We start from the raw sequence: 12,814 nt of genomic DNA, 5'->3' as shown, positions 1-12,814 counted from the left end.
CACACAGAGTTATCCACAAAAATGGAATAACATTGTGGTTGGCCGCGTGTTGCACCCTTCTATATATAGGGAAAAAGAACGCGATCTACGGATTCGTTAGTAGCAGGCGCTGATTCTGACACGGCGGTGCGGCTATTGAAGCTGCTGCACTACTCACTGCATTATCACGGGCACACTGAAAATGGCCGACCACGACGAGATCCCCCTCCACTGGCACGATCATATAAAGGAAGACCATCACCTAATCGGTAATTGCCGCCGGTTATAGTGTGAGGCCCCATGCAAACCGGAAAGCATCAGGCTGCTAAACACAAAAAGGAGAATGCTGCCCCAGCCCGTCGTCAGCTATACATTATAGAGTTCCGCATCCACTCCCGACGATCGGACTCAATATTCTCTGCCAGTTCACCATCCACAAAGCGTGAGTCGATATTTACGTCTACCCTCGAACAGCATTTCTTGATATCACCGAGATTGTCGCAACAACCCTTGCGCAAGCTGATGACTATAAAGTTGCTGCGCTATAACATCGGAACGCTATATCGACTTGTCGGGTAATCACTTCTGCTACAGATTTGAAGGTGAACTGTTAAACCGTGAGGATGAGGTGTGGCCGGAAGCGGAGATCACCTTGGTGCGGATCTAGTGATGCGTATGTCAGCCCCGTGACGATCCAGACATTATCGAACCGCGATATACCTGCAGCTGTGTTCACATTAATAATTTGATTTAGATTTCATCAGGTTGACTTATGTCGGCTGAAAAAGCGAGGAAAGCCTTGCGGATACTGGATTTCAGGCACAAAAAAAGCCGCCCTTAAGCGACTTGATTGCATTTCTTATGGTGCGAAGGCCGCACCGCGATTTAATCCATAACCAATTGAAATAAGTAACTTTATAAAAACAATGAATCACGATGTATACTCACATGTATACTCAACGAGATTCCCTGTGAATACAGCTAGCTAAAAACTACTCTTCATCTTCTTCCACAGGCTCCAGCGCGTCAAGTACGACTCGTACCATGGCAATAGAACCAATACGGATAAAAGCATCTTCTCCATCTTCGTCGGTTAACATATAACGATCTGTGGTTTCAGGCTCACAGTCCAGTTTGTCAAAGAACGCATTCAACTGACCGATATCATGCGCCTCTTCATTTTGCGGCACATCAGGCTCAACGCTCAGCGGAATCACAGGGCCACCGTTCACCAAGGTGATATGGACATTAAAATAATCGTCTTCGTAATCATCATCTTCTTTAGCAACGATTGGCGGTAGACTATCAGACAAGAACTGGTGAAATACCACTTCACGCATATTTAACGCATAACGATACTGGTCCGAGTCAAAGACAAAGAACCGCTCTACATTCGGGCTAGCTGTTTCCTGAAAATAATAATAAAACCTCCGCTTATCAGCAGCAGAAATGGGCAACAATAAATAATCCTGCAGCCCCTGTAGCCAAAGTTTTACGGTCCAGAGACCGCTATCCATTTCAATGCCACTTGTAGCTATTACCTCAAGATCTTCATCGGTTTTACGACGCTTCTTACGGAAGTCGTCTATCAACCGATCGCTTTCCGGGAACACGACGTTTAGAGGTTTATCCAGGGCATTGCATATTGCCTGAGCAAGGCCCAACTTTGCTGCAACCTTCCCGGTTTCGATGCGCTGGATTTGCTGCTGGCTGGTGCCGACCATAAACGCCAGTTCGCGCTGAGTGATCGACAATTGGGTACGAAGCTGTTTGATGTTGTTCTGTAACATGGCATCGCTCTTCTCATGAGGTTGATGGCTGACACTAAAACATAAAAACGCGTAAAAACACATATATGTGTTTTCAGATAGAAACTTGTCATAAGTGTGGAAGATTTAAAAAGCCCTCACCCAAAAGAGAAGACCTTTTACACTTACTTAGCAGCCAGCATCCCCGGATAATGCCTGGCAACAATGTCATTCATCTTCTCAACCAAATCAGGGCGTTTGAAAGTAATGTGCCCTGAGCCCTTCTGGAAGTAGCGTATCGACACGTACTCATCTTCGTATACGTTACTGTGTTGCTTGCTTATGTGATCATCTAATCTGATGCTAAGATCATGACGGTTTTCGGGAACAGGTTTACCATCGAGCAGATTCAGCATGCGATCCAGATCCGCCAACTGAGCCCGTCGTTTCCCGTGAAGTAATCTAAATCCCCAACGGCCATAATTCACCAGTCCATCGACGATAATCTTTTTGCCAAACCGGCACGGTGAGTTCGACTTGTAATCCCAGCTCAGGCTCTTAAATACGTTGATGATCCCACGCTCAAACACATCGTCTTTGCTGTGGTGCAGTTGCTTAAAGGTACTGATAATGTTCTCTTCGCTGATGGCGGGGATATCATCCTGCTCAAGATTACGATTCCATTCGTCGCGAGCGGCGGCATCCATTAGCGCAATCATGCCGGATTTCTTCATCAAATCGCGCCAGATGCTACGGTCGAGATTGCAGGTGATCACTTTCATGGCGGTGTGTTCTTTCTCAAGTAACCAGCAACCACGGCGAAATTCCTGACGCATTGCCCAGTCAATGGCTGTTTTACCCCCAATACTCTCGGTTAGCGCAGAGATATCAGCGAGCTGATGGATAATCGCTTTGATTTGTTCCAGTGCGGCATTGCGCCCGACAACGATACGTTCAATGCTGGTGGAGCTGATAAGCTCGGTATGGCCTGTCAGAACATCGGATTCAGTGTGGGTGTATTGTTCGGACATTTGCTTTCCTTTATATAAACGCAAAACGCCAGCCGGGTCAGGGCTGGCGTTTATGCTGTTTGATGAGAGGCTACGGTTTATTGACGTTGTGCAGGAGCTGAAGATGGCAGAGATCCCGGACATCGTTCCTTGCCTGCTGGATGCAGGGTAATAGCGTGGCGGAATCGGTTCTGTCTTCGTCGTTATCGAAAATTAGCGTGGATTCACAGTCGATATTGTCCTGCAGCCAGTCGATCAGAATATCCAGCGCCGCTTCGGTAGTGAGTGTCAACATGGGGTTGCCTGTGATAATGAAGAGAAGATTTACCAGTCAAAGATATCAAAGCCTGGTAGCAGTTCACCAAAGGCATCGAGGTTAATGATGCTCAATGGGTAGCGACGCATCAGAGTGATAATCAACCGGCGACCGGCTTTCGACAGTCCGCATCGTTTCAGTTGCAGAACCGGAAAAGCCCACGCATTCAGACGGATGAGATAGCCTGATCCGGTATAGCAAATCCACTCCGCATCCTCGTGAGCTTCCCGTTGTTGCGAGAGCCGATACAGTAGATCGTTGTCATCGCAGGTGATATGCGCCGTGCTGCACTGAATGCCATGGTAGCGGGCGCTGGCAGGAAGCGGATCTTCAATCAGCAGTTTTCCGGGCTCGTCTGCAATGCGAAGCGAATAGCCATTATCACAGACCACATCGATCAGATCGGCCAGTTCAATACCATCGATATCCACGGAGATCCGGCCCATGTTGAGGGCCAGGACGCTGACAGTATCAGCTTCCACTGTGAGGGAGAGTTTCATCGTGTCCCCCCGCTGTATTTGCCGGTGGTGATGTCGGTGACCACTTTGTAATCGTTGCGGGTCATCAGCCCGGTCGCTTTTCGTGCACGAAGGATATCGATGCTGCCAATAAGCGGTGACTGTGTTTCTGTGCTGAAACCGTGACGATCGATACGGACCAGTTCGTACTTTTCGACGATAAAATTGACGCCATCGCACAGTGAGATACCAGCCTCAATATGCTCCTGGATCACCCTGTCGTTGCCAAACGGGGTGTCGTTAAGTGTGAGCCCGTAATGTTGCTCCAGGAGGTACGTCAACAGGGTTTGCCAGATATCGACAGGAGATGGGCGTGACGCCGTCGCCCGTACAGGGTGTATAGATTGGGTTTGCATGATGTTCTCTTTCTGAGGTGAAACGAGGAAGGTGGTGCCGGATGCTGTTGCAGGTCTGGTGATTACGCTGCTGGCGGTTCCCCCGGATAAATCGCGAGGTAGATATAACCACAACTGCCCAGTGTGTCCGCTTCGCAGATGAGACCATTGTAATACAACGTGACGCAGTGCTGGTGGCGTGGGTTGAGCTCACCGGATACCAACATCAACTCAAGCTGTTTGAGCATCAGCGGAAAAACCTGATCCAGATGGCGCAAATCCGCCTCGCTGAATTGACCGGTGATGCTGGCGCGGTCAGCCAGGTAATGCAGGCAGTTGCCTTCCTGCACCAGTCGTGCGCCAAAACACGGTGTGATATCGCGATGCAGGCCCCAGCTCGGTGCATCCATATTGTCATTTTGGGTGGTGTTGATGTCTGGCATGGTTAAGCCTCACTAAAAAATGGATTAAGGAATGCTTAAAAATTATGAGGTCAGCCGAAGCGCTGGCCGGATCTGGTGAAGGTATATTCACCGGCGATGATGGACTGGTCTGTTACGACATCAGAAGTCTGCCATTCGTAATCGCTTTCCAGCCAACCGCATAGCCAGCGGGCCAGATCCCGAAGGGCTTCGGTGGCAGTCGCTTCACTGCCTTCGGACATCCCCAGCCCGGACAGGTTGTGGCGTTCGACCGCGATTGCCATGCAGGATTCATGGATATGCTGGCCGTGATGACGGATCGTGGCGCAAAGCTCGCCGCTGTTGTGCAACTGGATAGCCTGCAGTGAATCGGCTATCCGGTGAAGGTCAGTGTCTTCAGGAAAGTGTTCCCTGATCCGGCATACCGTCTGCGGCTGGTAAGCATAATCTCCCTCAAAAACAGCGCCGCTTCCCTGATGGCAAAAACCGCTGAACCAGATGCAGGGCTGCTGACGATTGCCGCCTGACAGGTGAGGAACTCGGTACAGCTTAATATCCACGCCCAGGATGTTGCAGATGTCGCGGAACTCGTCAAACACGTTCTGATACCCGTCATCATTCAGCGCATGTTCACGATACCAGCTACGGGCGTTCTCCCAGGCGGATTCAGATAGTTCATCCAGCGTATAAACTGTGGTGGAGATAATTCTGCTCATCTGTTTTCCTCAGTTCAGCGTAACACTGCGCAGGACGACATACGGACCGTGACGGTCATGACGGCGCTCCGCGAAGACCGCCAGCACACCGCTGACATCCTGTACCTCCCGCCCTGCGTAGTGGCAGATACTGCCGGACCATGCGTATTTGCCGGTACAGAAGCGAAACAACCGGGATTGCGGATGCTGACGATAAATCGCCATGGCCTGACGCTTGCTGATAATTTTCATCACAGGTCCCCTTACAGCCAGCCGCGTTCAGCTAGCGAGACGATCTCCATCCCGCCAACAACCAGGTGATCCAGAAGACGGATGTCCACCAAATCCAGCGCCTGCTTAAGACGTTCTGTGATCCGTCTGTCTGCCTCGCTGGGCTCTGCGTGCCCTGAAGGGTGGCTGTGTGCAACGAGCATGGCAGCAGCGTTATGTTTCAGTGCAGCCTTCACTACTTCCCGTGGATGGACCTGCGTATGGTTGATGGTGCCGGTGAAGAGGGTTTCATGCGCAATCAGCCGGTGCTGGTTATCCAAGAAGAGCGCAATAAATTCTTCACGCTCCTGCGTGGCAAGCTGCAGGCGTAACCAGTCCCGGACGGCGTGGCTGGAGGTAAATGACGCACCGGGTTCACGTAACTGACGCTCCAGCAGGGTTAGAGCCTCACGGATGGTGTGCTGTGCGGATGCCGGTAATTTGGCGGCAAACAGCGGTAACTGTGTTTCCATTGTGGGGTCCTCAGTCGATGATATGCATGATGGCGCTGCATTCTGCGTGGTTGAGCGCGTAGTCCCGCAGACGGTAATAGTGCTCCGTCATGGTGTCGCATTCGGTGCGCATGGCGTGGTGGCTGTAAGTCATCAGACAGACGGCTATTCCGGCGGCTTCGGCGCTGAGTTCACCACCGTTGCCGTTCATCGGATTGAACAGCGTCCATTTTTCATCGATATCCTCATTCGCTTCCGGGGCCATAAAAGCACCGCCGTTGCTCAGCGTGTAAAACTGCCAGATGCCGCCACTGTAGCTGGCGCAGAAGCGGTCCATCCAGGCGAAGGCTGTCGGTTCAAGGATTATCCACTGTGGTATGTTGCCGAAGTGCAGTGGCCAGAAGCCAACACGCTGTTCGTCCGGTACGAGCGTGGCGGCCAGTGCGGAGACTTCATCGGCAGATTTCTGGTGTAACAGGTTGTTATCGTTAAGGTTGATAATGTCGGTCATGTCAGTTGTTCCTTTTGTAGAGGTCATAAGCGCACTCCCGCTGAGCGGGAACGTGTAAGTCGTGTGATTTTTGGCGTAACAGGCGTGCCGTGTTACCGGCAGGTAAGTTCAGCAGGTGATGTGGTCAGGAGTTGCCGTGGGCAGGATTGTGCATAGCCATCGATATCGCACCGTGAGGGCCAGATACCATTCGCATCAGCCTGCTGACAAAGGCTAAGTTCACCAGGCCGGTAGCAGAGATGCCTGCACCAGGCGCAGAGGTCATCGTCGGATACAGAACGGCAGCCGGGCTGGTTTTGCAGAGAGACGGGCCAGACTGCTGATAAGCATTCGCAGGAACGTGCTGCATCAGCTCAGTGCCTGTTGTAATTCTTCGGCCATCACCCACAGCGCGCGGTTCAGCTTGATATCGCCGTCGATACCGTTAACCGCGCGTGTACGGCTGCGTTTACCCTGTGCGGAGCGGCCATTTAAGCCTCCCTTACTCAAATTTTCCTGAAGCGTATTGAAAGTCGTCCACAAATCACTTTTTTCGTCCTGCCAGCGACGTGGCGTCAGTACCTGGGATTCGGTGATGGGCTGATGCTCTTCGCCAAAACGGTAGGCCAGCGCTGCTTTCGCAAACGCCTGCTGAGCGGGTGGCGGCACCAGCAGTGACTGCATGGCCTCGCGTTTCTCCTCCACCCGGTCAAACACGCCGAGGACTTCGTAAGCGCCTTCAATCACTTTTTCAACGACATCACCGCGATGCGGTACGCGGATCTCGCCAAACGACTGACCGCAGACGAGCGAGTTTGTACAAACACTTCTGAAGATCCCTGGTAATAACTGAAAGCTGGATGCGCCATCGTGCGAATTAAGAATGATGATTTCCGGCACCTGCTGACCGTTTATCTGCCCGGCACGGCGCAGACGGAGCATGTGCTTCGTATGCTCACGCTTGCTCTGATCACGCACTTTAGTCTGACAGGCAAAGAAAGGCTCAAATCCTTCGCGATGAAGATTCTCCAGCAGAGTGATAGTCGGGATATAGCAGTAGCGCTCCGAGCGGGATTCGTGCTTGTCTTCGCCAAAAACGCTGGGAACATGCTGGTGTAATTCGTCGTGGGTTAGTGGACGATCACGGCGTATCTGGTTGGTTCGGCCAAAGCGGCTGGCTAATCGCATAATGAAAACTCCTTGTGGCTAACGGCATAAAAGCAAAAGACCATGCTCCGAAGAACATGGCCTGATGCAGGGGGTGGCGGTTGTGATAAAGAACGACGATGGACGCTGACTGTGGTTAGTTGTCGTCAGAGAGTGAAGGAACAGGGATACCATCACTGACGATATAGCGATTGAGCATCACCCCGGCATCCGGGGCAAAGTTCCAGTCGCGCCAGATAAGCATGTCGTCGGTATCGCGGATAACCAGACGAAAATGGATGCCCTGGTCATCTTCTATAGAAATATTGATGTATGCGGCGGCTATAGCTTCAGCCTGAGCGCGGGTGAACGTCCCTTGTGGCAACGAGGGAACCTGATGATTTCTCATGATTTCCGTTGCCCCGGATAAGGTGGCAGAAACGTGGTGCAGGCAATGCGGCCAATTGTGCGGGTGGTGGTGACATCCACCGCCCCGCTGACCACACCACCGGCCAGGGGCACCAGACGAATAAACTGACCGCCGGTGCGTATGCCTGTCCGGGTAGCCATCAGCACCAGGGTTTTCTCCACAATCCTCCGTGTGAAGGGCCGGGTCCAGTTCTCCATCGCCTGTAACGCCACTTCCTGCAACAGCGCTTTGGCAGCGTTACCACACAGACACAGCCCGGCAAGTGCCCGGATACGTTCATCAGCCAGATTGCGTTTACCAAGGCAGGCGATGGCTGCCACCAGTCGGGTCTGGAGAAACAGTACGCTGGTGATGTTCAGGGGCAGCGTGACGGGCATCGCCACCACCCCGCCCACTCCGGATAAAAAGCCGGTACTGCCCGCCTTAACGCTCTCCCAGCGGATCATCGCATGAGCGGCCTTTGTCACATCCCCCTCCGCATCCGTGAGATAGCGTTCTGCCAGGGTTTCAGCCGACTCGATCCCGGCAATCCCACTGACGGCTTTGTCATAGAGCCAGCCCATCATCGCCTGAATGCTGCGGGGGTTGTGTTCTTCTGCTGGCATCTCATCGTCATACTCAACGTCAATATCATCGTTATTTTCCATTCGTTCTCCTGCTTAAACAGTGGATAAAAGAAAGGCCAGGGACATTGCTGTAATGAGCCTGGCGGGGGGTTTGCTGTCAGAGGACATAAAAGCAACAGGCCACGCCCTCCTGAGAGGGTGTGGCCTGCTGGCAAGGGTTATCCCTGTGGTTAATGATTTTTACTGTCAGTTCAGGGTGAAGTGTTCACCCATTTTTTCGTTGTCAACGTGACTGTCCTGGGGAAGCTCGCGGGTATCGAGCGTCAGACGGGTTTTACATTCATGAGCCGAAATCAGATCCCCGTTTTTGTACACCCGGATGCCCTGAAACTCTTCATGTCCGGTGTCTTTATTCAGCAGAATGTAGTCGTATACCCCTTTGTTAAAGCGGATGTAACTGGCCGACCCCATTCCCAGCGGTGCGTGGTAGTGGAAGGCTTTCACACCGAACAGCCCTTCCGTTAACTCCAGCTCGGGTTTATCGTTCTTATCCGTGTAGGTGTAGCGATAATCCTTCCCTGCGGCGGCATAGACCCCCACATTTTTCCCGTTATCCAGGGTACAGAACGCATTCACCGGGAGATCCGCAGGCTGCTGAGCTGTCTGCTTCTCTGGTTCTGTTATTTTTGGGGTAGTTTTCGACACACGATTTTGTGCCGCGAGGCGGCGGGCTTCGTTTGCCGCTTCTGCATCCTTTTGCGCCAGGCTACCCGGGTCATAAAGATTTTTACTGGCTCCCTCACCATGGAACCCACCTTTTCCAGAGCCTTCAGCAACGCCCGCTTTTGGATTGTAACTGGCAGCTATTTCCGGGTCAGCCTCGCGTGAAAATGCCTGCTTTGACTGTTTATGCCATTGGCCGTTTTCATCCTGTTTGTAACCCATCTTTGCCATGCCCTGTTTGTATTCTGACTGAGGATCGAATCCAGCCACCTTCTGATTAATCACCGAGCTACACGCGCTGGCAAAATCAGCGGTATTGACAGTAAAAGAGGTCCCAAAGGTATTGAAGGTCACCTGTTTACTGTCAGTCATGGTATTGATAACTGAACGAATATCTTTCGTGGTGGGCGTGAACTGGATGGTGTGGTACTGCGTCTGAGCGTTACACATCGCACTGGATGGATAACTGGTACCCCCGACGCCAAAGTTGCTGCCTGTCAAATCAAATGAGCCACGACCATTACACTGGGCCTGCATTTCAATCAAGCCGATATTATCGGGCTTCACCCGGACAATGATTCCACCGTCATCACTGTACGTCTGGCAATAGCTACCGTTAACAGTCCATGCGGCAGAGGCATTAAACGCTGCCATGCAGAGCACAACAGCCAGCATGGTTTTCTGATGTGGACGGTATTTTTTCATTCAATTTTCTCCTTTTTTATGACTGAACGAGAAACGGGCTTGTTTCTCTGAATGGTTTTACTTCCTGAAACTGCTCATCACCTCGCTAACCAGCGGGAAACCTTCATCCTGTCCTCTTCGTTGTCGATCCCCTTTCCGGGCCGTGGAATTGACCCGCCAAAAACCCACGCCCAAGTGCGTGTAATCGACAACATCATTATCGTTTTTATCGATCGATTTAATAGAATTGATCTGTATAATCAATTAATTTTTTTGTAAAGACAACACATGAACGATGGTGAAATATTTTTAATGGTCTGTTTTATAAGAATTTACCTAACCAGGACTGAAAGTGGCAGGCTCAAAGGGATACAGGTGTCGGAATGAAAAGATGTGCAAGATGTAACAAGAGAAGGGGCGTCATCAGCCGCCTGTTTGGGCTTGATAAGGAATACTGCGACGAGTGCTTGTTTGATACTGAGCAGGAAATCAGGGAAAAACGCATTCTCCCCGTCAGGCGTCAGAAAGATGACAGTGAAGGGAAAGCGTAGCCCGATATGCAGCCTAAAATTGATGTCAGTGTCATTATCCCGGTCTTCAATGCGCAGGCCAGCATCGGCCATCTGGTGCATGTACTCCTCAGTGAACAAACACTCAGCATTGAGGTGATTGTCGTTGATGACGGCTCTACCGACGAAACGTCGACCATACTTAACGCCATCACCGATGAGCGGCTGATTCTTGTTCATCAGGAAAATCAGGGGGTATATGCTGCACGTAACACCGCGCTGGCGGTTCACGGCGGTGAGTGGGTGGTCTTTCTGGATGCGGATGACCGGATTGAAGAGGGGTTTCTCCGGGAGCGTCTGAAGAGCGCACGGGAGAACCAGGCCGATGTTGCCCTTTTCAATGGCTGGCACACAGACAGCAGTTGCCTGCAGCGGCGACCTGTTCATCGCAAACAGCCCTGCGGTCACGCGCTCAACGGGCATGCCTGGATACAACATTGCGTGGCGCAGAAAGAGTGGCCGCACTACCTGTGGCTGCAGATGGTACGCTCGTCTTACATCAGGAAGAATAATCTGCGCTTTCAGGAAGGAAAAAGCCACAAGGACATTCTCTGGACGATTAACCTGGCCGCTGCAAACGGTCTGTTTTATTTCGCTGACAGGAAAGACTATTGCTACATCACGAATCCGGCATCCATTACTCACCGACAGGACTATTACGATATCCGGGCGCACAGCTACATTGACGTTATTAGCGGCATTCTCGCGCTCTCATCTCTACCACAGCACCACGAAATCAGAACCCCTCTGAGAAGGCATGCGCTGGTTGAGTGCCGCCATTTTCTCGGACTGTACCGGCGTAAGATTGCCAACCGGCAGGCAGCCAGGATGCGGTTCAGGCAGCGAATCGCGTTGCATCAGTTGATTGCCGGGGTCAACAGCCTGAGCGATGTCTTTTTTCTGCTGAAATTCATGAGAAAGATTTATCTGTAGCCAGAGAGATGACGCAGCGGTGAATCTCGCGAGATAGCTGCTGCTGGGAACTGCCGCATAAAACTAAAAAACCCGGAACGCTACATCAGTAACGAACCGGGTAAGTCGCGCAGAAAATGGCTTATAGACTGTTGGATGAAAGATTCCTTGCTTCTTCAGATAAGTAATATAGCCGCAAAAATATCTGGAATATCCTTTATTCAAAAGTAAGATCTTCCCCCAAAAGAAGCCATAAATCGACAGGTGCCTTCTTCTGTGATGGTACATAGAAAAAGGTGGTGGCAGAACTCTTGATGCCTGTACAATAGCGATAACACACAACTTCATCGTCGGCATCACCAGGCGCAATTATCTCCTGTGAGTAAAAACCATTGTAGAACGCCACCACGGCTTCCCTGTCGTCTACCTCAACGCTGAAGTAGCGACGAAGATACTTACTCAGTAAGCGATACATCAGGTCGATACACTGCTTGTGTGGCTCACGTAACAACGAGGTGGCGTCGAAGCATTTATTAAAAACACGGCATAAAAGCGCCATGACGCGATCGGGATCGCCAGATAACACCGCATGAAAACCAACGATTGCCAGTAACTCCAGATACAAGGGATATTCGGGGAACAGCTGCCGGATCTCCCCCAGGCATTCTGAGATTTTGTTATGCCCAAGACGCCACAACTCCCCATGAAGTAAAGTGAACAAGGGAAGCTGTTGCTCAATACCCCCAAACTCAATCTCTCTGGGAACATTGCCATAAAAACGTTTAGCAGGTGTAATTTCTCTTAATGCCGCATTCACCTCCTCTGAACCAAATCGCGCAGTTAAACTGTCATACAGACTGCCGTTAAAAGGGATCAACTCCCCCGTTGACTGAATCCCCCCGAACCCCTGTCCCTGATACGGGATAGCATCATTATTCCTGCGATTAATAAATGAAGGCGCTATAATCAGATTTTCAGCCGTATTTGCTCCGCCCTTTGCGTTCGGATATAAATGGCTGATATCCAGACAAAACAGTGGAACAAGCGTTGTTTTTCCATCACATCCCTTCTGTGGAGAGGTATAATTTCGTTGGTGTCGAGACTTGCGTATATACAGATGATAATAATTAACGATATCTCCCATATTCGAAACTGATCCTAACAAATAAAGATTCCGTTTGATTGCATTTTCCATATGTGTCCAGTACGATGAACTCAGAACACTTTCAGCGTTGAAGTTATCGAATTTCCTGGAATCACGTTGTCGACAGACTGCACTGCAATATATTCTATTCCTTGTTCCTGATAACGTATTCTGACAAAGTGAATATCCGCATCGGGTATTTTCTCTCCGTTCACGTCTGTTGACCCCGGATAAAAAGATCTGATAATGGTTATCACATAATCGTTCCTGTCGTGCTAGCCAGAATCTGGAAACAAGGTTATCGCAATCTCTCCTGCATTTAGTCATGATGTGTATGTACTTTAATTCATTGAATGTTATCACTAATGATTGCTATAGCTGGTAAAGAATAGTGATGTGATATTT

The 12,814-nt window shown here is 50.7% G+C and carries 17 protein-coding genes; 1 reads left to right on the top strand and 16 read right to left on the bottom strand.

Going from position 1 to position 12,814, the window contains the following annotated elements; translation table 11 throughout:
- Positions 1-971 precede the first annotated feature (971 nt).
- The 15 genes from LZ634_RS21550 to LZ634_RS21480 all read right to left on the bottom strand — a co-directional run bounded on the left by LZ634_RS21550 (position 972) and on the right by LZ634_RS21480 (position 9,805).
- Positions 972-1,769: a helix-turn-helix transcriptional regulator gene (locus tag LZ634_RS21550; protein ID WP_047359029.1), complete on the bottom strand. Its 798-nt coding sequence runs from the start codon at positions 1,767-1,769 to the stop codon at positions 972-974.
- A gap of 143 nt (positions 1,770-1,912) precedes the next feature.
- Positions 1,913-2,758 (bottom strand): DUF4942 domain-containing protein, encoded by an 846-nt coding sequence (locus LZ634_RS21545; protein WP_045405106.1) that lies wholly within the window; start codon positions 2,756-2,758, stop codon positions 1,913-1,915.
- A gap of 70 nt (positions 2,759-2,828) precedes the next feature.
- Positions 2,829-3,032, bottom strand: a complete 204-nt coding sequence (locus LZ634_RS21540) for a DUF957 domain-containing protein (RefSeq protein ID WP_023312607.1) — start codon at positions 3,030-3,032, stop codon at positions 2,829-2,831.
- A 29-nt stretch (positions 3,033-3,061) separates the two neighbouring features.
- Positions 3,062-3,553, bottom strand: a complete 492-nt coding sequence (locus LZ634_RS21535; RefSeq protein WP_045405103.1) for a DUF5983 family protein — start codon at positions 3,551-3,553, stop codon at positions 3,062-3,064.
- Positions 3,550-3,927 carry a TA system toxin CbtA family protein gene (locus LZ634_RS21530; RefSeq protein WP_045405101.1) on the bottom strand — a complete coding sequence of 126 codons (378 nt, stop codon included), beginning with the start codon at positions 3,925-3,927 and terminating at the stop codon, positions 3,550-3,552. Before LZ634_RS21530 ends, LZ634_RS21535 begins: the two co-directional genes overlap by 4 nt.
- Before the next feature lie 62 nt (positions 3,928-3,989).
- A complete protein-coding gene (locus LZ634_RS21525; protein WP_045405099.1) occupies positions 3,990-4,349 on the bottom strand; it encodes a type IV toxin-antitoxin system YeeU family antitoxin in 360 nt (119 codons plus the stop codon).
- Between the two features lie 50 nt (positions 4,350-4,399).
- Positions 4,400-5,044 carry a hypothetical protein gene (locus LZ634_RS21520; protein ID WP_045405098.1) on the bottom strand — a complete coding sequence of 215 codons (645 nt, stop codon included), beginning with the start codon at positions 5,042-5,044 and terminating at the stop codon, positions 4,400-4,402.
- A gap of 9 nt (positions 5,045-5,053) precedes the next feature.
- The gene (locus LZ634_RS21515; RefSeq protein WP_045405097.1) at positions 5,054-5,275 is read right to left on the bottom strand and encodes a DUF987 domain-containing protein; all 222 of its coding nucleotides are present in this window, start codon (positions 5,273-5,275) and stop codon (positions 5,054-5,056) included.
- A gap of 11 nt (positions 5,276-5,286) precedes the next feature.
- Positions 5,287-5,766: a RadC family protein gene (gene radC / locus LZ634_RS21510; RefSeq protein WP_045405095.1), complete on the bottom strand. Its 480-nt coding sequence runs from the start codon at positions 5,764-5,766 to the stop codon at positions 5,287-5,289.
- A gap of 10 nt (positions 5,767-5,776) precedes the next feature.
- A complete protein-coding gene (locus tag LZ634_RS21505) occupies positions 5,777-6,256 on the bottom strand; it encodes an antirestriction protein (protein ID WP_080461205.1) in 480 nt (159 codons plus the stop codon).
- A gap of 124 nt (positions 6,257-6,380) precedes the next feature.
- The gene (locus LZ634_RS21500; RefSeq protein WP_045405093.1) at positions 6,381-6,605 is read right to left on the bottom strand and encodes a hypothetical protein; all 225 of its coding nucleotides are present in this window, start codon (positions 6,603-6,605) and stop codon (positions 6,381-6,383) included.
- Entirely contained in the window at positions 6,605-7,423 is an 819-nt protein-coding gene (locus LZ634_RS21495; protein ID WP_045405091.1) for a DUF932 domain-containing protein, read from the bottom strand. Before LZ634_RS21495 ends, LZ634_RS21500 begins: the two co-directional genes overlap by 1 nt.
- Before the next feature lie 115 nt (positions 7,424-7,538).
- Positions 7,539-7,790: a DUF905 family protein gene (locus LZ634_RS21490; protein WP_023312599.1), complete on the bottom strand. Its 252-nt coding sequence runs from the start codon at positions 7,788-7,790 to the stop codon at positions 7,539-7,541.
- The gene (locus LZ634_RS21485) at positions 7,787-8,458 is read right to left on the bottom strand and encodes an EcsC family protein (protein WP_045405089.1); all 672 of its coding nucleotides are present in this window, start codon (positions 8,456-8,458) and stop codon (positions 7,787-7,789) included. Before LZ634_RS21485 ends, LZ634_RS21490 begins: the two co-directional genes overlap by 4 nt.
- Positions 8,459-8,623: 165 nt before the next feature.
- Positions 8,624-9,805 carry a hypothetical protein gene (locus tag LZ634_RS21480; protein WP_052671753.1) on the bottom strand — a complete coding sequence of 394 codons (1,182 nt, stop codon included), beginning with the start codon at positions 9,803-9,805 and terminating at the stop codon, positions 8,624-8,626.
- Positions 9,806-10,341: 536 nt separating this feature from the next.
- Here LZ634_RS21480 and LZ634_RS21475 point away from each other — a divergent pair.
- Positions 10,342-11,286, top strand: a complete 945-nt coding sequence (locus LZ634_RS21475) for a glycosyltransferase (protein ID WP_047359030.1) — start codon at positions 10,342-10,344, stop codon at positions 11,284-11,286.
- A gap of 196 nt (positions 11,287-11,482) precedes the next feature.
- Here LZ634_RS21475 and LZ634_RS21470 read toward each other — a convergent pair whose 3' ends face one another.
- Positions 11,483-12,460: a hypothetical protein gene (locus LZ634_RS21470; RefSeq protein ID WP_234508784.1), complete on the bottom strand. Its 978-nt coding sequence runs from the start codon at positions 12,458-12,460 to the stop codon at positions 11,483-11,485.
- Between the last annotated feature and the right edge of the window lie 354 nt (positions 12,461-12,814).

This window comes from Kluyvera intermedia, assembly GCF_021440345.1.
Lineage (GTDB): Bacteria > Pseudomonadota > Gammaproteobacteria > Enterobacterales > Enterobacteriaceae > Kluyvera > Kluyvera intermedia_A.
Note: the sequence above shows the minus strand (reverse complement) of the source record. Positions and strands in the feature narration are given on the sequence as shown.